15 protein-coding genes and 1 pseudogene are annotated in these 18,153 nt (G+C 64.5%); 4 read left to right on the forward strand and 12 right to left on the reverse strand.

Features of this window, described 5'->3' with window-relative positions; translation table 11 throughout:
* Positions 1-239: 239 nt before the first annotated feature.
* The 5 genes from mnmE to rpmH all read right to left on the reverse strand — a co-directional run bounded on the left by mnmE (position 240) and on the right by rpmH (position 4,142).
* Positions 240-1,607 carry a tRNA uridine-5-carboxymethylaminomethyl(34) synthesis GTPase MnmE gene (gene mnmE, locus F3I62_RS02010; RefSeq protein ID WP_160488014.1) on the reverse strand — a complete coding sequence of 456 codons (1,368 nt, stop codon included), beginning with the start codon at positions 1,605-1,607 and terminating at the stop codon, positions 240-242.
* Positions 1,608-1,683: 76 nt separating this feature from the next.
* Entirely contained in the window at positions 1,684-3,357 is a 1,674-nt protein-coding gene (yidC, locus tag F3I62_RS02015) for a membrane protein insertase YidC (protein WP_160488015.1), read from the reverse strand.
* A gap of 3 nt (positions 3,358-3,360) precedes the next feature.
* Positions 3,361-3,597 carry a membrane protein insertion efficiency factor YidD gene (gene yidD / locus F3I62_RS02020; protein WP_160077411.1) on the reverse strand — a complete coding sequence of 79 codons (237 nt, stop codon included), beginning with the start codon at positions 3,595-3,597 and terminating at the stop codon, positions 3,361-3,363.
* Complete coding sequence (rnpA, locus tag F3I62_RS02025) at positions 3,590-3,994, reverse strand: ribonuclease P protein component (RefSeq protein ID WP_160488016.1); 405 nt, start codon at positions 3,992-3,994, stop codon at positions 3,590-3,592. The genes yidD and rnpA overlap by 8 nt, the downstream gene beginning before the upstream one ends.
* Before the next feature lie 13 nt (positions 3,995-4,007).
* The gene (gene rpmH, locus F3I62_RS02030; RefSeq protein WP_003246698.1) at positions 4,008-4,142 is read right to left on the reverse strand and encodes a 50S ribosomal protein L34; all 135 of its coding nucleotides are present in this window, start codon (positions 4,140-4,142) and stop codon (positions 4,008-4,010) included.
* Between the two features lie 525 nt (positions 4,143-4,667).
* Between rpmH and dnaA the strand changes: the two genes are divergently transcribed.
* The 4 genes and pseudogenes from dnaA to gyrB all read left to right on the forward strand — a co-directional run bounded on the left by dnaA (position 4,668) and on the right by gyrB (position 10,776).
* A complete protein-coding gene (gene dnaA / locus F3I62_RS02035) occupies positions 4,668-6,107 on the forward strand; it encodes a chromosomal replication initiator protein DnaA (RefSeq protein ID WP_160488017.1) in 1,440 nt (479 codons plus the stop codon).
* 31 nt (positions 6,108-6,138) lie between these two features.
* Positions 6,139-7,242 (forward strand): DNA polymerase III subunit beta, encoded by a 1,104-nt coding sequence (dnaN, locus tag F3I62_RS02040; RefSeq protein ID WP_160488018.1) that lies wholly within the window; start codon positions 6,139-6,141, stop codon positions 7,240-7,242.
* A 7-nt stretch (positions 7,243-7,249) separates the two neighbouring features.
* Positions 7,250-8,351: pseudogene (gene recF, locus F3I62_RS02045) on the forward strand (DNA replication/repair protein RecF).
* 4 nt (positions 8,352-8,355) lie between these two features.
* Positions 8,356-10,776 (forward strand): DNA topoisomerase (ATP-hydrolyzing) subunit B, encoded by a 2,421-nt coding sequence (gyrB, locus tag F3I62_RS02050; RefSeq protein ID WP_160488020.1) that lies wholly within the window; start codon positions 8,356-8,358, stop codon positions 10,774-10,776.
* 86 nt (positions 10,777-10,862) lie between these two features.
* Here gyrB and F3I62_RS02055 read toward each other — a convergent pair whose 3' ends face one another.
* The 7 genes from F3I62_RS02055 to F3I62_RS02085 all read right to left on the reverse strand — a co-directional run bounded on the left by F3I62_RS02055 (position 10,863) and on the right by F3I62_RS02085 (position 17,980).
* Entirely contained in the window at positions 10,863-12,035 is a 1,173-nt protein-coding gene (locus F3I62_RS02055) for a diguanylate cyclase (RefSeq protein ID WP_160488419.1), read from the reverse strand.
* Between the two features lie 186 nt (positions 12,036-12,221).
* On the reverse strand, positions 12,222-13,154 hold the full coding sequence (locus tag F3I62_RS02060; protein WP_160488021.1) for a phosphatidate cytidylyltransferase: 933 nt from the start codon (positions 13,152-13,154) through the stop codon (positions 12,222-12,224).
* Position 13,155: 1 nt separating this feature from the next.
* Positions 13,156-13,779 carry a 1-acyl-sn-glycerol-3-phosphate acyltransferase gene (locus F3I62_RS02065; protein WP_160488022.1) on the reverse strand — a complete coding sequence of 208 codons (624 nt, stop codon included), beginning with the start codon at positions 13,777-13,779 and terminating at the stop codon, positions 13,156-13,158.
* Positions 13,780-13,788: 9 nt separating this feature from the next.
* Positions 13,789-14,244: a hypothetical protein gene (locus tag F3I62_RS02070; RefSeq protein ID WP_160488023.1), complete on the reverse strand. Its 456-nt coding sequence runs from the start codon at positions 14,242-14,244 to the stop codon at positions 13,789-13,791.
* Positions 14,234-15,592, reverse strand: coding sequence for a phosphatase PAP2/dual specificity phosphatase family protein (locus F3I62_RS02075; RefSeq protein ID WP_178122484.1), 1,359 nt, complete (start codon positions 15,590-15,592; stop codon positions 14,234-14,236). The genes F3I62_RS02070 and F3I62_RS02075 overlap by 11 nt, the downstream gene beginning before the upstream one ends.
* Positions 15,592-17,346 carry a bifunctional alpha/beta hydrolase/class I SAM-dependent methyltransferase gene (locus tag F3I62_RS02080; protein WP_160488024.1) on the reverse strand — a complete coding sequence of 585 codons (1,755 nt, stop codon included), beginning with the start codon at positions 17,344-17,346 and terminating at the stop codon, positions 15,592-15,594. The genes F3I62_RS02075 and F3I62_RS02080 overlap by 1 nt, the downstream gene beginning before the upstream one ends.
* A 19-nt stretch (positions 17,347-17,365) precedes the next feature.
* Entirely contained in the window at positions 17,366-17,980 is a 615-nt protein-coding gene (locus F3I62_RS02085; protein WP_160488025.1) for a CDP-alcohol phosphatidyltransferase family protein, read from the reverse strand.
* Positions 17,981-18,153 lie beyond the last annotated feature (173 nt).

Here is an 18,153-nt window from a genome sequence, read left to right on the forward strand (position 1 = left end):
AGCGGATGATAACCCTGTGCTGATCCTGGCACTTTCCACTGGGCAAGCTGCCCACTAGCTGTGGATGGAATGGCCAGTTATACACAGCGGGTTTTATCTTCAGCTTTCAAACCCAGTTATGGACTGGGCTTAGGCCGGGTTTTCCACAGGGCTTAGGTTCGCCTTTGCGGCTCATTGGATAACTGCCGGGCAGTGGCGATCCGCCTTGGGCCAGGCAGGCGGATGCGGCGTAAGCGGGTTTATTTGCCGATGCAGAAGCTGGAGAAGATGCGCCCGAGCAGGTCGTCGGAGCTGAAGGCACCGGTGATCTCGCCTAGGGCTTGCTGGGCCTGACGCAGATCCTCGGCCAGCAGCTCGCCGGCCCCGGCCAGGGTCAGCTGGGCACGGCCGTGCTCGAGGTGGCCGGAGGCCTGGCGCAGGGCTTCCAGGTGGCGGCGGCGGGCGCTGAAGCTGTTCTCGGTGGTCTGCTGGTAGCCCATGCAGGCCTTGAGGTGTTCACGCAGCAGATCCAGACCGTCGTTGGACTTGGCCGACAGGCTGAGGGTGACATGGCCATCCGCGCAGGTATCCAGCGCCACGGCCTCGCCCGACAGGTCGGCCTTGTTGCGGATCAGGGTGACCCGTGCCGGATCGGGGCGCTGGTCGAGGAATTCCGGCCACAGGGCGAAGGGATCGGCGGCTTCCGGCGCAGTCGAGTCGACCACTAGCAGCACCCGGTCGGCCTCGCCGATGGCCTTCAGCGCCCGCTCCACGCCGATCTTCTCGACCTGGTCGTCGGTGTCGCGCAGGCCGGCGGTATCCACCACGTGCAGCGGCATGCCATCGATGTGGATATGTTCGCGCAGCACGTCGCGGGTGGTCCCGGCGATCTCGGTGACGATGGCCGCCTCGCGTCCGGCCAGGGCGTTGAGCAGGCTGGACTTGCCGGCGTTGGGCCGGCCGGCGATGACCACGGTCATGCCGTCGCGCAGCAGGGCGCCTTGCCCGGCTTCGCGCAGCACTGTGGATAAGTTGTCGCGCACGCCATCCAGCAGGCCGAGCACATGGCCGTCGGCGAGGAAGTCGATCTCTTCCTCGGGAAAATCGATCGCCGCCTCCACGTAGATGCGCAGCTCGATCAGCTTCTCGGTCAGGCCGTGCACCCGGCGGGAGAACTCGCCCTGCAGGGAGCGCAGGGCATTGCGTGCGGCCTGGGCCGAGCTGGCTTCGATCAGGTCGGCGATGGCCTCGGCCTGGGCTAGGTCGAGCTTGTCGTTGAGGAAGGCGCGCTCGCTGAACTCGCCGGGCCGTGCCTGGCGGGCGCCGAGCTGCAGGCAGCGCTGCAGGAGCATGTCGAGCACTACCGGGCCGCCGTGGCCCTGCAGTTCCAGCACGTCTTCGCCGGTGAAGGAGTGCGGGCCGGGGAAGAACAGCTGCAGGCCCTGGTCGATCACCTCGCCTTGGTGGTCGTGCCAGGGCCCGTAGTGGGCATGCCTTGGCTTGGCTTCGAGGCCGCTCAGGGTGATGCCGATGGCCCGCGCCCGTGGCCCGGAGACCCGCACGATGCCGACTCCGCCACGACCCTGGGCAGTGGCGACGGCGACGATGGTTTCACGGGCGGCGTTCATGATTGGCTCTCTCGGCAGTAAATGACAGATAGCAAAACGCCCCACGAGGGGGCGTTCAGTGCAGCGGCGAGAACGGTCAGGCTTTCGCCGTAGCCGCCTCGATCTTGCGGGTAATGTACCACTGCTGGGCGATGGACAGGACGTTGTTGACCACCCAGTACAGCACCAGACCCGCCGGGAACCAGAGGAAGAAGAAGGTGAAGATGATCGGCATCAGCTTCATCACCTTGGCCTGCATGGGGTCCGGCGGCGTCGGGTTGAGCTGCTGCTGGATGAACATGGTGGCGCCCATGATGATCGGCAGGAGGAAGAACGGATCCTTGATCGACAGGTCGGTGATCCACAGCAGCCACGGGGCCTGGCGCATTTCCACGCTTTCCAGGAGGGTCCAGTAGAGGGCCAGGAATACCGGCATCTGCACCAGGATCGGCAGGCAGCCACCGAGCGGGTTGATCTTCTCCTTCTTGTACAGCTCCATCATCGCCTGGGACATCTTCTGGCGATCGTCGCCAAACTGTTCCTTCAGCGCGGCCAGCTTCGGCGATACCGCACGCATGCGCGCCATCGACTTGTAGCTGGCGGCGGACAGCGGGAAGAACGCCAGTTTGATGATGATGGTCAGGACGATGATCGACCAGCCCCAGTTACCCAGGATGCTGTGGATATGTTCCAGCAGCCAGAAGATCGGCTGGGCGAGGAACCACAGGATGCCGTAGTCGACGGTCAGCTCCAGGCCCGGGGACAGCTCGCCCAGGTGCTTCTGGATCTTCGGGCCGGCGTACAGGGTGGCGCTGGTTTCGGCCTGGGCACCGGCGGCGACGCTGAGGGTCGGCCCGGTGAAGCCGATGATGTAGTTGCCCTGGCTGTCCTTGCGGGTCTGCACCACGTTGCTGGAGTCCTTGGCCGGAATCCAGGCGGTGACGAAGTAGTGCTGCAGCCAGGCGACCCAGCCACCCTGCACGGTTTCCTTGTCGGCCTGCTTGTCGATGTCGCTCATCGACACTTTCTTGTACGGCTCCTCGCTGGTCCACATGGCGGCGCCCAGGTAGGTCGCGGTGCCGGTGGCAGTGGTCGAGGACGGATCACCGCTGCTGTCGCGCTTGAGCTGGGCAAACATGTTGCCGCTCCAGGCCTGGGCCGACTGGTTGTCGATCCGGTAGGCCACGCTCAGCTCGTACTGGCCGCGCTTGAAGCTGAAACGCTTGATGTAGTTGACTCCGGCTTCGCTGTAGTTCAGCTCGACCACCAGTTCGTCCTGGCCCTCGGCCAGTTGGTACTGCTGCTGGGCGCTGCTCCACAGGGCGCGGCCACTGCTCTTGTCCGGCGCGTTGCTGCCGATCAGGCCGCTCTGTGCCAGGTACAGGCGCTCGCCACCGTTGTCGAACAGCTGGAACGGAATCTCCGGATGATCCTGACGACGCGGGTAGGCCGGCAGGGTCAGCTGCACGATGTCACCACCGCGCGGGTCGATGGCCAGGTCGAGAACGTCGGTCTTCACCCGGATCAGCTGATCGCTGGTGGCCGCCACCGGGCTTTCCGGTTGCTGCTGCTCGGCATTGGCCGACGGAATGTCGTCGTGGTTGCTGGCGGCGGCCGGCGTATCCGGCAGAGCAGGCGTGCTGCCGTTGCTGGCGACGGCGGCACTCTGGGTCGGCAGAGCAGCCTGGCCGTAGTCCTGGTTCCACTGCAGAACCATCAGATAGGACACGACTGCCAGGGCGACGAGCAGGATCGAGCGTTGGATATCCATGGATTACTCGGTCATCGAAGGGGAAGAAGGGGGCGGAACCGGGTCGTAACCACCGGGGTTCCAGGGATGACAGCGACTCAGGCGGCGAATGCCGAGCCAGCTACCCCGCAGGACGCCATGCAGTTCGATGGCTTCCTGGGTGTAGCAGGAACAGCTGGGATGGAAGCGGCAGTGACTGGCCATCAAAGGGCTGATGGCGTAGCGGTAAAACTGGATCGGAAGGATAGCCAGTTTACGCATGGGGACTGTCGCTCACCCCTGGTCCGAGTTCGGGTTCAGGGCTAGGTCGCTGGCGGGCCAGGCGTTTCCAGAGCTTGCTGAACTGCTGATGCAGCTCCACGTTGTCCAGATCGCCAAGGCCCTTGCGTGCCACCACGACAATGTCCAGACCGCCCAATAATTCCTGGTGGTGCCGGAACGAATCCCGGATCAGGCGTTTCAGGCGGTTACGCTCGACGGAAAGCTTGACGCTTTTCTTGCCGATCACCAAACCCAGGCGGGGATGGTTCAGATCGTTGCTGCGAGCGAGGAGCAGGACGTTTTTGCCAGGAGCCTTGCCGCTGGGTGAGTCGAAGACTGTCTTGAATTGCCGAGGAGTAAGCAGACGCTTTTCCCGGCTGAAGTCCTGACTCACCACCCGTTCCGGTTTATCAGACGGTCAGGCGCTTGCGGCCCTTGGCGCGACGACGCGACAGGACGGCACGACCGTTCTTGGTGGCCATGCGTGCGCGGAAACCGTGGGTACGAGCGCGCTTGATAGTGCTGGGTTGGAAAGTGCGTTTCATGGTGCTTACCTGGGTGGTCCACTACGGGCCGGAATGGCCCCCGTTTAAAGAGACCGGCGATTCTAGTGAAAGCGCGGCCCCAGGTCAATTTCCATCCAGGCTTCTGAGCATAAAGAAGATAAAAGGAAAGAAATTCTTAAAAGACTTGTAGTGCTTATAAAGCTTTAAGCAACCGCTTTTCTGTGGACAACTCGTTGCAGGCCATGGTCTACGGGGCTTACCGCCGGGCAAAAGGCTGTCGGTAACCGGTGCTGTGCCTGTGCCGGGGATGGGGATTGCCTGTGCAGCGAATGGCCAGTTACCCACAGCGAGGTTATCCAGAGGTTTTAGCCCCGTCTTATCCACCAGGCTTATGGGTGCTTTATCCACAACCTTTAGCGGTACATTGCGTTACCCCTGGAAACAGCAATAAATCCTTGATTTTGCTGGCTTGAAAGGCGTTTTACATGTGGATAACTCGTGTCTCGGCGGCTACAATGCGGACTGTTTTTTGCCTCGCCGATCGTAGCGACCTAGGGGATTTCCGTGTCCGTTGAACTTTGGCAGCAGTGTGTTGAGCTGCTTCGCGACGAATTGCCTGCCCAGCAATTCAACACCTGGATCCGCCCACTGCAGGTGGAAGCCGAAGGTGATGAACTGCGCGTCTACGCCCCCAACCGTTTCGTGCTCGACTGGGTCAACGAAAAATACCTGGTGCGCCTGCTGGAGCTGCTGGCCGAACGGGCCAACGGCCTGGCGCCTGCCCTGTCGATGCTGATCGGTAGCAAGCGCAGTGCGGCGGCGCGTGTTGCCCCCCAGGCCGCCCCGGCTCCCTCTATTAGTAGCCAGGTGCCCGTTGCGACTCCCGTGCCGGATGCCCCGGTCAGTGAGCCGGTCTCGCCTCAACCGGTCGCCGCGCCGCGCCCGACCGAGCGCTCGGTTCAGGTCGAGGGTGCGTTGAAGCACACCAGCTACCTCAACCGCACTTTCACCTTCGAGAACTTCGTCGAGGGCAAGTCCAACCAGATGGCCCGCGCGGCGGCCTGGCAGGTGGCGGACAACCTCAAGCACGGTTACAACCCGCTGTTCCTGTATGGCGGCGTCGGCCTGGGCAAGACCCACCTGATGCACGCCGTGGGTAATCACCTGCTGAAGAAGAATCCGAATGCCAAGGTGGTCTACCTGCATTCCGAGCGCTTCGTCGCCGACATGGTCAAGGCGTTGCAGCTCAACGCGATCAACGAGTTCAAGCGCTTCTACCGTTCGGTCGACGCGCTGCTGATCGACGATATCCAGTTCTTCGCCAAGAAGGAGCGCTCCCAGGAGGAGTTCTTCCACACCTTCAACGCCCTGCTTGAAGGTGGCCAGCAGGTCATCCTCACCAGCGACCGTTATCCGAAGGAAATCGAAGGCCTGGAAGAACGTCTGAAGTCGCGCTTCGGCTGGGGCCTGACCGTGGCGGTGGAGCCGCCGGAACTGGAAACCCGTGTGGCCATCCTGATGAAGAAGGCCGAGCAGACCAAGGTCGACCTGCCGCATGACGCGGCCTTCTTCATCGCCCAGCGCATCCGCTCCAACGTGCGTGAGCTGGAAGGCGCGCTGAAACGGGTGATCGCCCACTCGCACTTCACCAACCAGCCGATCACCATCGAGCTGATCCGCGAGTCGCTGAAGGATCTGCTGGCCCTGCAGGACAAGCTGGTCAGCGTCGACAATATCCAGCGCACCGTGGCCGAGTACTACAAGATCAAGATTTCCGATCTGCTGTCCAAGCGCCGCTCGCGTTCGGTCGCCCGCCCGCGCCAGGTGGCCATGGCCTTGTCGAAAGAATTGACCAACCACAGCCTGCCGGAAATCGGCGATGCATTTGGCGGAAGAGACCACACCACAGTTCTGCACGCCTGTCGTAAGATTGCCGAACTGCGGGAATCCGACGCGGATATCCGCGAGGACTACAAGAACCTGCTGCGCACCCTGACTACCTGACACGCAGCCTCATTAGGCAAGGGACTAGACCATGCATTTCACCATTCAACGCGAAGCCCTGTTGAAACCCCTGCAACTGGTCGCCGGCGTCGTCGAACGCCGCCAGACCTTGCCGGTACTCTCCAATGTGCTGCTGGTGGTCGAAGGCCAACAGCTGTCGTTGACCGGTACCGACCTGGAAGTCGAACTGGTTGGCCGCGTGACCCTGGAAGACAGCGCCGAGCCGGGTGAGATCACCGTACCGGCACGCAAGCTGATGGACATCTGCAAGAGCCTGCCGAACGACGCGCTGATCGATATCCGCGTCGACGAGCAGAAGCTGGTGGTCAAGGCCGGGCGCAGCCGTTTCACCCTGTCGACCCTGCCGGCCAACGACTTCCCCACCGTGGAAGAAGGCCCGGGTTCGCTGACCTTCTCGCTGATCCAGAGCAAGCTGCGCCGTCTGATCGAGCGCACCAGTTTCGCCATGGCCCAGCAGGACGTGCGCTACTACCTCAACGGGATGCTGATCGAAGTGCAGACCGGTGTGCTGCGCGCCGTCGCCACCGATGGTCACCGTCTGGCCATGTGCGCCATGGAAGCGGCCATCGAGAACACCGAGAAGCACCAGGTCATCGTGCCGCGCAAAGGCATCCTCGAACTGGCCCGCCTGCTCACCGAGCAGGATGGCGAAGTCGCCATCGTCCTCGGCCAGCACCATATCCGCGCCACCACCGGCGAGTTCACCTTCACCTCGAAACTGGTCGACGGCAAGTTCCCGGATTACGAGCGTGTGCTGCCGCGCGGTGGCGACAAGCTGGTGGTCGGTGATCGTCAGGCCCTGCGTGAAGCCTTCAGCCGTACCTCGATTCTGTCCAACGAGAAGTACCGCGGCATCCGTCTGCAGCTGGCCAGCGGTCAGCTGAAGATCCAGGCGAACAACCCGGAGCAGGAAGAAGCGGAAGAAGAAGTGGCAGTCGACTACAACGGCGGCTCGCTGGAGATCGGTTTCAACGTCAGCTACCTGCTCGACGTACTGGGCGTGATGACCACCGAGCAGGTGCGTCTGATCCTCTCCGATGCCAACAGCAGTGCCCTGGTGCAGGAAGCCGGTAACGACGACTCGTCCTACGTTGTCATGCCGATGCGCCTGTAACGCCTGAATGTCCCTCTCCCGTGTCACCGTCACCGCGGTGCGAAATCTGCACCCGGTGACGCTCTCCCCCTCCCCCCGCATCAACATCCTTCATGGCGCCAACGGCAGCGGCAAGACCAGCCTGCTGGAAGCCATCCATCTGCTCGGCCTTGCCCGCTCCTTTCGCAGCAACAAGCTGCTGCCGATGATTCAGTACGAGCAACCGGCCTGTACCGTATTCGGTCAGGTTGAGCTGGCTGATGATCGTTCCAGCAATCTGGGTATTTCCCGCGATCGCCAGGGTGAACTGCAGATCCGCATCGATGGACAGAATGCACGCAGCACGGCACAGCTTGCCGAAGTGCTGCCGCTGCAGGTGATCAACCCGGACAGTTTCCGCCTGCTCGAAGGGGCGCCGAAGATTCGTCGGCAGTTCCTCGACTGGGGAGTGTTCCACGTGGAACCACGCTTTTTGCCGGCCTGGCAGCGCCTGCAGAAGGCCCTGCGCCAGCGAAACTCGTGGCTGCGGCATGGTACACTGGACGGCGCTGCACAGGCCGCGTGGGACCGTGAGCTGTGCCTAGCCAGCGATGAACTGGATGGTTATCGGCGGGCCTATATCCAGGCCCTCAAGCCGGTGTTTGAGCAGGTGCTGAGTGAGCTGGTGGAGCTCGAAGGGTTGACCCTGAGCTACTACCGCGGCTGGGACAAGGACAAGGCGCTGACCGATGTACTGGCTGCCACCCTGCCCCGTGATCAGCAACTCGGCCATACCCAGGCCGGACCGCAGCGCGCCGATTTACGCCTGCGCCTCGGCGCACACAATGCCGCGGAGATTCTGTCCCGCGGTCAGCAGAAGCTGGTGGTCTGCGCACTGCGCATCGCCCAGGGGCATCTGCTGAACCAGGCCAAACATGGCCAATGCATTTATCTGGTGGACGACTTGCCGTCGGAGCTGGATGAGCAACATCGACGGGCCTTGTGCCGACTGCTGGATGATTTGCAGTGTCAGGTGTTCATCACCTGTGTCGATCACGAATTATTGAATGATGGCTGGCGCACGGATACGCCGGTCGCCATGTTCCACGTGGAACATGGCTGTATCACCCAGACACGACCACCGGGAGTGAAGGCATGAGCGAAAACCAAACGTACGACTCCAACAGTATCAAGGTCCTCAAGGGCCTGGATGCCGTACGCAAGCGACCAGGCATGTACATCGGCGACACCGATGACGGCAGTGGTCTGCACCACATGGTCTTCGAGGTGGTCGACAACTCGATCGACGAAGCTCTGGCCGGTCACTGCAGCGACATCAGCATCACCATCCACCCGGATGAGTCGATCACCGTACGCGACAACGGTCGCGGCATCCCGGTGGACATGCACAAGGAAGAAGGCGTCTCCGCCGCCGAGGTCATCATGACCGTGCTGCATGCCGGCGGTAAGTTCGATGACAACAGCTACAAGGTATCCGGCGGCCTGCACGGCGTGGGTGTCTCGGTAGTCAACGCGCTGTCCAAGGAACTGGTGCTGACCATTCGCCGCAGCGGCAAGGTCTGGGAACAGACCTACGTGCATGGCGTCCCGCAGGCACCGCTGGCCGCGGTTGGCGATGCCGATGGCACCGGCACGCAGATCCACTTCAAGCCGTCGGAAGACACCTTCCACAACATCCACTTCAGCTGGGACATCCTGGCCAAGCGCCTGCGTGAACTGTCCTTCCTCAACTCCGGGGTCGGCATCGTCCTCAAGGACGAGCGCAGCGGCAAGGAAGAGCTGTTCAAGTACGAAGGCGGCCTCAAGGCCTTCGTCGAATACCTGAACACCAACAAGACCGTGGTCAACCAGGTGTTCCACTTCAACATCCAGCGCGAGGAAGACGGCGTGGGTGTGGAAGTCGCCCTGCAGTGGAACGACAGCTTCAACGAGAACCTGCTGTGCTTCACCAACAACATTCCGCAGCGTGACGGCGGCACCCACCTGGCCGGCTTCCGCTCCGCCCTCACCCGCCACCTGAACAACTACATCGAAGCCGAAGGCCTGGCCAAGAAGCACAAGGTCGCGACCACCGGTGACGATGCCCGCGAAGGCCTGACCGCGATCATCTCGGTCAAGGTGCCGGACCCGAAGTTCAGCTCGCAGACCAAGGACAAGCTGGTTTCCTCCGAGGTGAAAACCGCGGTGGAACAGGAGATGGGCAAGCACTTCGCCGACTTCCTGCTGGAGAACCCCAACGAAGCCAAGGCCGTGGTCGGCAAGATGATCGACGCCGCCCGCGCCCGCGAAGCGGCGCGCAAGGCGCGCGAGATGACCCGTCGCAAAGGCGCGCTGGATATCGCCGGCCTGCCCGGCAAGCTGGCCGACTGCCAGGAAAAAGACCCAGCGCTGTCCGAACTCTACATCGTGGAAGGGGACTCCGCGGGTGGTTCTGCCAAGCAGGGCCGTAACCGCAAGACCCAGGCGATCCTGCCGCTCAAGGGCAAGATCCTCAACGTCGAGCGCGCCCGTTTCGACCGCATGATTTCCTCCCAGGAAGTCGGCACCCTGATCACCGCTCTCGGCTGCGGTATCGGGCGCGACGAGTACAACATCGACAAGCTGCGCTACCACAACATCATCATCATGACCGACGCCGACGTCGACGGTTCGCACATCCGCACCCTGCTGCTGACCTTCTTCTTCCGTCAGCTGCCGGAGCTGGTCGAGCGTGGCTACATCTATATCGCCCAGCCGCCGCTGTACAAGGTGAAGAAGGGCAAGCAGGAGCAGTACATCAAGGACGACGAGGCCATGGACGAATACATGACCCAGTCGGCCCTCGACGATGCCAGCCTGCACGTCAACGAGAACGCCCCGGGCCTTTCCGGCGCCGCGCTGGAGAAGCTGGTCAACGAATACCGCGCGGTGATGAAGACCCTCGGCCGCCTGTCCCGCGTCTACCCGCAGGACATCACCGAGCACTTCGTCTACCTGCCGCGCGTATCGGTCGAGCAGCTGGCCGACCATGCCGCCATGCAGACCTGGCTGGAGGCCTTCCAGGCGCGCCTGAAGGGCGTCGAGAAGTCAGGGCAGACCTACACCGCCAGCTTGCGTGAAGACCGTGAGCGTCACCTGTGGCTGCCAGAAGTGGAAGTCATGGCCCACGGCCTGTCGAGCTACATCACCTTCAACCGTGATTTCTTCGCCAGCAACGACTATCGCACCGTGACCACCCTCGGCGAGCAGCTCAACAGCCTGCTGGAAGACGGTGCCTACGTGCAGCGCGGCGAGCGCAAGAAGCCGGTCAGCACCTTCAAGGAAGCGCTGACCTGGCTGATGGCCGAAAGCACCAAGCGTCACAGCATCCAGCGCTATAAGGGGCTGGGCGAGATGAACCCGGAACAGCTGTGGGAAACCACCATGGACCCGAGCGTGCGCCGCATGCTCAAGGTGACCATCGAGGACGCCATCGCCGCCGACCAGATCTTCAACACCCTGATGGGCGATGCCGTGGAGCCGCGCCGCGACTTCATCGAAAGCAACGCCCTGGCGGTGTCCAACCTGGACTTCTGACCGGCCCCTAAGCGGGAACAGAAATGCCCCGGCAGACTGCGCTCTGCCGGGGCATTTTTTTTTGCGCCTCAGCCTACCCTGCCCGTTCAGGCCTGCGCTTGCAGGCGCTCTGGCGGTACCGACAGGCTCAGGCAGTTGCGTCCTCCGGCCTTGGCGGCGTAGAGCGCCTTGTCCGAGCGGGCGATGAGCTGATCGGTACTGTCGTCCGGGCCGGGTACGCCGCACCAGAGGCCGGCGCTGAAGCTCAGGGGGATGGTGGTTCCAGCGTAGTGCGCCGGGGTCTGTGCCAGGGCTTCGCGCAGGGCATCGACGGCGACCATGGCACCTTCGGCGCTGGTCGCCGGCAGCAACAGGAGAAACTCCTCGCCCCCGTAGCGGCCGATGCAGTCGGACTGGCGCAGGCGCTGTTGCAGGTTGCGCACGCAGTGGCAGAGCACCTCGTCGCCGGCCAGGTGGCCGTGCTGGTCGTTGATCTGCTTGAAGTGATCGATGTCGATCATGGCGATGGCCAGCGTGCTGCCGCAACGGCGGGCGCGCTCCAGCTCCTCGGTGAGCTGTTCGAGGATGGCGCGGCGGTTGAGGATACCGGTGAGCACATCCTGGCGGGCCATCTGCCGCAGGCGCGATTCGCTGCGTTCATTCGACAACAGCACCAGGCCCAGGGAGTACATCATCACGGTGACCGTGCCGATGCTGACGGAAATGGTCTGCTTCAGGTTGCTGACGTCGTACTGCATTTCCGTGGCGCCTCCCGCCAGGATGGCGATGATCCGCAGGGTCAGGCCGATCAGGCTGATGCCGCCGCCAATCATCAGCAACATGTAGGAGCGGCCGGTCGAGCGGGCATGTCGGTAGGCCCAGTAGACGAGCAGCAGGCATTGCCCGGTGAGCACGCCCGAGGCGGCCAGCATGCGCGGCTCGCGGGTGTCGATCAGCGTGGCCATCAGCAGCGCCATGAGCGCAGGCAGGCTGGCGATCAGCGGCCAGGGCACACGCAGTTCACGGATGCGGAAGATGCCGGCGGTGTACAGCGCCAGGGCCACGGACAGCAACAGATTGGCCAAGCCATAGGTGAGCCACAGTGCGGCCTGCCCGTAGAGGGTGTAGCAGACATAGGCCAGGGCATGGGCGAGCAGGCCGCAGCCGGTGGTGAACAGGCCATCGCGTTTGTTCAGCTGCCCGACCAGGATCAGGCAGAACGCCATGATCGTGGCGACCAGGGCTACCGAGGCGAACAGGGTCGGGGTGTGGGCGATCATGCTGGTCAAGCGGCTGTACTGGCATTAACCGAGGATGCTGCCAGTCTAGTGGCCACACTAAGATTGTGGGGATAATTTGCAGGCCGCTGAGTAAAACCAAGGTCGTCTTGCGCCGCTGCCCGGGTATTTGCCGTAAAGGCGGACAGAAAAAACCCGGCAGGCGCCGGGTTTTTTCTCAGCTGTGATTCACGCCCACCAGTAGCGCACCACATGGAAGAAGATCGGCGCAGCGAAGCACACCGAGTCGAGGCGGTCGAGCATGCCGCCGTGGCCTTCGATCATATGGCCCCAGTCCTTGACGCCGCGGTCGCGCTTGATCGCCGACATCACCAGGCCGCCGGCAAAGCCCAGCAGGTTGACCAGCAGGGCCAGCGCGGCGGCCTGCCAGAAGCCGAACGGGGTGATCCAGCACAGCAGCGCGCCCACCAGGGTGGCCAGGGCCACGCCACCGACGAAGCCTTCGACGGTCTTCGACGGCGACAGCAGCGGGGCGATCTTGTGCTGGCCGAACAGTTTGCCGCAGACGTACTGCAGCACGTCGGACAGCTGCACGACTATCACCAGCCAGGCGATCAGCAGCAGGTTGCGCCCCTCGTAGCCGGGGATATCCAGGGTCAGCAGGGCCGGCACCGCGGAGATGCAGTACACCGCGATCATCAGCCCCCACTGCACCTTTGACGCACGTTCGAGGAAGCGCGTGGTATCGCCGCCGAGGGAGGCGAGGATCGGCAGGAGGAGGAACAGGTAGACCGGGATGAAGATGCTGAACATGCCATACCAGTCGATGCCGATCAGCAGGTACTGCACCGGCAAGGCGAAGTAGAAGGCGGCGACCAGGGCCGGGTAGTCGCTGCGCCGGGTCGGCGTGAGGGTCATGAACTCGCGCAGGGCGTAGAACGACACGCCGTAGAACAGCACGATTACCCCGGTCTTGCCGAATAGGAAGGCGATGCCGATCACCAGCACCATCACCCACCAGGCATTGATGCGCGCATTGAGGTTGTCGATCACCGCATTGGGCGCATCACCGGAGCGGCGCTTGAGGATGAAGCCGACCAGCGAGGCCAGCAGCAGTACGGCACCGATGCCGACGAACAACAGCAGGGTATTGCGATCCATCTCAGGCCTCCTCGGGCGCGAGTGCCAGCAGGGCGTTACGCGCACGTTCGAGGAACGCCGCCTTGTCTTCGTCGGCCAGGCGCTCCAGGGGCGCGCCAAAGCTCAGGGTGCACAGCAGCGGCAGCGGCAGCGCGCGGCCCTTGGGCATGACCCGGTTGAGGTTGGCGATCCACACCGGAACCAGCTCGACCTGCGGACGGGCCATGGCCAGGTGGAACAGGCCGCTCTTGAACGGCAGCAGGGGCTCGTCGCCGAGGTTGCGCGTGCCTTCGGGGAAGAGGATCAGCGAGTCGCCATTGTCCAGGGCATCGAGCATGGGTTGCAGCGGGTTGCTCTCGGGGCTGCTGCGCTCGCGGTCGATCAGCACGCCGTTGAACACTTCGTTGATCACGTAGCGGCGCAGGCTGTCGCGCTGCCAGTAATCGGCGCCGGCCACCGGGCGGGTGCTGCGGCGCAGCTCGTCGGGCAGCGAGGCCCACAGCAGGACGAAGTCGCCGTGGCTGCTGTGGTTGGCGTAGTACAGGCGCTGTACCGGTTGCGCGGTGCAACCCAGCCACAGCGCGCGGGCGCCGGTGAGCAGGCGCGCCGCCGAGGTGATGGCAAAGGCAATCAATGAAGCAAGCATGGACAACTCCTATCCAGCGAAGGAAAACCAGGGCATGGCCAGAATGGCGGCCAGGGCCAGTAGTACTTGGGCACCCAGCCACAGCACCTGCCGGCGCAACAGGTGCAGGGCGCCGCGGCTGCGCGCGTCCCAGTCGCGCCCGCCGGCCGTGGCCGGTTGCAGGCCGAGCCCGGCCAGGGCCTGATTGAGCTGCTGGGTGCGGGCCGCCAGCTGTTCCGGCTGCCGGGCCAGGCGGGTGAACAGTTCGCCATCCAGGGCGACCCGCACGGCCCAGTACTTCTGCGCCAGGCCGAGCATCACCAGCAGGCCGCAGAGCAGTGCGCTGGCGGGGTTGGGTTTGCCGCCGAGCAAGGGGGCGAGGCCGACGGCCAGGGCCAGCAGGGTCAGTCCACCGGACAGCCGGTCGAGCTGGCGCCCGCGGCGCAGCAGGCTGGCGACCAGCTGCAGTTGCATCTCAGAGGCCATGGGCGACCTCCAGCACGGGCTTTTCGGCCGTTCGTGGCAGGCGTTGCATGTCGCGCAGGGCCTGTTGCTGGGCGTGGCCGAGGACGATCCGGGGCCTGGCCTGGCGGATTCGCTGCAGCGCCGCCGGGACATCCTGGCAGTGGCCATGGTGCAGCAGCCAGGCCGCCACGGCGGTGGCGCTGCGCGAGTAACCGAGGGCGCAGCAGACCAGCAGTGGCCCGTGCCGACGCAGGTCCTCGACGGCTTCGGCCGCCTGCAGGCAGGCCTCGGGCGTGAGGGCGCAGAGGTCGAGCCAGGGCAGCGCGCGGTAGGCCTTGCCCTGGGGCTCGAGCGGCAGCTCGGCGCACAGGTCGAGCAGCGCGGCGAACGGCTGGACCTGCCCTGCCCCAGGCAAGCGTCCGAGCCAGATGCCCTCGACTATCTGATCCGCCTGCGGCTGGCGCCGGGTCCACAGCCGCGAGTTGAGCCAGGCTGCGGCCAGGTAGGGGGCGAACAACCACTGCGCCGCATGGCTCAGGCGCCCATTGGCCTGCTTCTGGAAGCCCTTGGCGCCGAAGCAGGCGTAGTTCAGCGCCACCAGCAGCAGCGCCAGGGCCGGCCACAGCAGCCACAGCCAGGCGCCGCCCAGGTTGAGCGCCAGGGTCATGCACAGCGCCGCGGCGAAGCCGTAGCCCAGGGCCAGCTGCCAGCGCCGGGCTTCGCGGGCCAGGCTGGCCTGCTGCAGCGGACTGCGCCCGGCCAGCGGCCACAGCCACACGCACAGCCAGCCGGCCAGGGCGCCGGTGGGCACATCGATGAAGTGGTGCTGCCAGGTGGTCAGCACCGACAGGCCGATCAGCGCCATCCAGCCGTGCAGCAGGCCACGCAGCAGCACGCCACGGGTATGCCGGGCGAACATCGTCCAGATGATCACCAGCAGGGCGATATGCAGCGAAGGCGCCTGGTTGAAGGGTTTGTCGAAGCCCATCAGCACGTCGAACATCCAGCCGAACACCCCGCTCAGTTCCGGCCGTTCGACGGTGAAACGCAGCGGCCAGAGCAGGAAGCCGGCGACGCAGAGGATCTGTGCACTGAGCAGGCGCAGGGCGTGCCGGTCCATTTCCCGGCGGCTGGCCGGGAGCAGGAAGGACAGGCCGTAGAGCAGGTCGATCGACCAGTAGGGCACGATGCTCCAGGGCCACAGCGGTATCGCGCTTTCCCAGGCGAACACCAGGCTGCCGACATCCTCGCGCCGCACGGTCAGCCAGTTGGCGAAGCCGTAGCTGGCGAAGAACAGCGGGCCGAGCAGCAGCAGCCAGAGCCCCCCGCGTTTCCACAGCCCGGTTTCGCGGGGCGGGTGGGCGTCCATCAGGACACCCGCTGGGCCAGGGATACGCTGAAGATGCCCCACTGGTCGATGCGCTGGGTCAGCTTGCGGAAACCGGCGGCCTCCACCAGTTGGTCCATCTCCGCCTGGCTGCGCCGGCGCATGACCCAGGGCTGGCCGTCGCGGTGGCTGGTCAGGGCGCGGGCGATCAGCTCCAGCTGCGGGTGCCAGGGCTGGCCGGTGTAGACCAGATAGCCGCCCTCCTCGACCGCCGCCGCCAGGCCGGCCAGCGAGTCGCCGACCATCTGGTTGCTGCCGAACAGTTCGTACAGGCCGGAGACCACCGCCAGCGTCGGCTTGGGATCGAGGGCGGCCAGGTCTGCCTTGTCGAAGGCATCGCCTTTGACGAAGCGGGCGATGGCGCCCAGGCCTTTCTGCTCGATCAGCGCGGCGCCGTCGCGCACGTTGATCTCGCTGTAGTCGCGCAGCAGGATCGCGTCCGGCTTGTGCTCCAGGCCTTCGAGGGATTCGAGGATGTAGCGGCCGTGGCCGGCGGCGATATCGACGATGCGCACCGCCCTGCCCGCCTCGCGCAGTTTGCCCATGGCCAGGCGCAGCAGTTCCTCGGCATGCACCTTGCGCTGGCGGATGCCGCGCCAGCCGATGGAGTCGAGGTAGTTCGCATCGATCAGCCGACCCAGGGCGCTGTTGCCGCTCGGGGTATTGCGGTAGACATAGTCCAGGGTGCTGCCGGAGTCGAAGCCGGTTTCGAAGCCCAGCCTGACCCCGTCGGACAGCCCGCTGCCGAGCTTGAGTCCGGCGCGGGTGGCACGCCAGTACAGGTCGCCGAGGGAATTGCGCGGCAGCGGCGCGGCCAGCTCCTCGGCTTCCGCGCAGGTGGCGCCAAGGCGGTCGGCATCCAGCAGCGTGGGGCGGTTCAGCGGTTCCTCGAAACTGCGCAGGATGAAGCGCCGCGCCCGTACCAGGGCATGGGCGCGGTCGCGCTCGCCGAGGGTATCGTGGAAGAAACCGGGGAGGATGTGCTTTTCCTTGCGCAGGCTGCCCAGGCGCTCGAAGAACTGTTCCTGCGGCTGGCGATGCACCACGAAGTCGGCCCCGGAAATCAGCAGCTGGGTGGGAATCTGGATCGCCTGGGCATCGGCGACCACGCGGTCGGCGGCTTCATACAGGCCCAGCAGCATGTTCACCGAGATCGGTCGGCTGATCAGCGGGTCGCTGTCGAACGAGGCGATGCGTGCCGGGTCATGGCTGAGGAACCTGGCCTTGACGTAGCTGTTGACGAAGAAGTTGCCGCGCCAGGCGCGCATCAGCTTCAGCCCCGGGCGGGCGAACGGCACGTAGAGCTTGACCTTGAACGCCGGCGAGGCGAGCACCAGGCAGCGGATCTTCGGCGCGTAGTCGTGGGCCCAGGTCGACACCAGCACGGCGCCGACGCTCTGCGCCAGCACGGCCAGGTCCGTTTCCGCGATGCCATGGCGGCTGCCGATATGCTCGATAAAGCTCTGCACGTCGCGCACGCTGGTGGCGAAGCTCGGGCTGTCGCCGCGGGCGCCGGGGGACAGGCCGTGGCCGCGGGCATCCCAGGCGAAGAAGTCGAACTCGGGCAGATCCAGTTCGTCGACCAGGTGGGCCATGCGCCCGCCATGCTCGTGGCCGCGGTGGAACATCACCACGGCCTGGCGTGGGCCTGCAGTCGGTGTGGTGGCGGGCCAGTGGCGATAGAGCAGCTCGACGCCATCGTGGGTGGTGAAGATGTGGTTCTGAGCTTCACGCATCGAAATATCCTTATTCCGATCAGGAGGGTTGTGTCGCCTCGGCCAGACCTTGGCGCACGCGGTTGAACAGGGTGTACAGCAGCAGGGCCAGGATCACCGCGAGCAGCCCGTTTATCCAAGACGCCGCCAGCAGCCCGCACGCCACACCGGCACCCAGCACGCCGAAGCAGAAGGCGCGGTCGCTCTTGCCCATGGGCCCGTCGTAGCGCCGCGAGGCACCGACCATCGGCCCGAGCACGCCGGCGTATTCGCTGATCAGCGCAAACAGCACCACCAGCACCACCAGCAGCGGCGAGACGCCGGGCAGCAGGGCGAACGGCAGGTACAGGGCGCTGTCGGCGATCACGTCGCACAATTCGTTGAGGTAGGCGCCGAGCCTGGACTGCTGGCCGAACTCGCGGGCGAGCATGCCGTCCACGGCATTCAGCGCCATGCGCAGGAGCATCCACAGCGGGATCAGGGCGAACAGCCAGACATGGCCGGGCAGCAGGGCGAGGAGGCCGCCGAGCAGCAGCGAGACGATGCCGGCGGCCAGGGTCACCTGGTTGGCGGTGACGCCACGGTCGAACAGGCGTTGCACGCCGGGCCGCAGCAGATTCTGGAAACGCGGTTTGAGCTGATAGATCGACAGCATGAACGAAATTCCTTTTTCAGCGGGGCCGGCGGCCAGCTCCTAGCTTAGCCCGGTTGCCCTGGGTTCCAGCGTGCGCAATTCATGGATTTGCCCGCCCGGCGCGGCAGGGAAAAACTTATGCCCCGCCGCAGGTTAGCCATAAATTGCAGTTAAACCTTGTATTTCAATGACTT

The sequence above is a fragment of the Pseudomonas sp. R-28-1W-6 genome (assembly GCF_009799925.1).
Lineage (GTDB): Bacteria > Pseudomonadota > Gammaproteobacteria > Pseudomonadales > Pseudomonadaceae > Aquipseudomonas.

Bases quoted from the DNA above. Each gene is read 5' to 3' on its own strand.
- F3I62_RS02065 (WP_160488022.1), bottom strand. From the start codon at position 13,779: ATGCTTGCTTCATTGATTGCCTTTGCCATCACCTCGGCGGCGCGCCTG.
- F3I62_RS02070 (WP_160488023.1), bottom strand. From the start codon at position 14,244: ATGGCCTCTGAGATGCAACTGCAGCTGGTCGCCAGCCTGCTGCGCCGC.
- F3I62_RS02060 (WP_160488021.1), bottom strand. From the start codon at position 13,154: ATGGATCGCAATACCCTGCTGTTGTTCGTCGGCATCGGTGCCGTACTG.
- F3I62_RS02080 (WP_160488024.1), bottom strand. From the start codon at position 17,346: ATGCGTGAAGCTCAGAACCACATCTTCACCACCCACGATGGCGTCGAG.
- F3I62_RS02055 (WP_160488419.1), bottom strand. From the start codon at position 12,035: ATGATCGCCCACACCCCGACCCTGTTCGCCTCGGTAGCCCTGGTCGCC.
- mnmE (WP_160488014.1), bottom strand. From the start codon at position 1,607: ATGAACGCCGCCCGTGAAACCATCGTCGCCGTCGCCACTGCCCAGGGT.
- yidD (WP_160077411.1), bottom strand. From the start codon at position 3,597: ATGCGTAAACTGGCTATCCTTCCGATCCAGTTTTACCGCTACGCCATC.
- gyrB (WP_160488020.1), top strand. From the start codon at position 8,356: ATGAGCGAAAACCAAACGTACGACTCCAACAGTATCAAGGTCCTCAAG.
- F3I62_RS02075 (WP_178122484.1), bottom strand. From the start codon at position 15,592: ATGGACGCCCACCCGCCCCGCGAAACCGGGCTGTGGAAACGCGGGGGG.
- F3I62_RS02085 (WP_160488025.1), bottom strand. From the start codon at position 17,980: ATGCTGTCGATCTATCAGCTCAAACCGCGTTTCCAGAATCTGCTGCGG.
- rpmH (WP_003246698.1), bottom strand. From the start codon at position 4,142: ATGAAACGCACTTTCCAACCCAGCACTATCAAGCGCGCTCGTACCCAC.
- dnaN (WP_160488018.1), top strand. From the start codon at position 6,139: ATGCATTTCACCATTCAACGCGAAGCCCTGTTGAAACCCCTGCAACTG.
- yidC (WP_160488015.1), bottom strand. From the start codon at position 3,357: ATGGATATCCAACGCTCGATCCTGCTCGTCGCCCTGGCAGTCGTGTCC.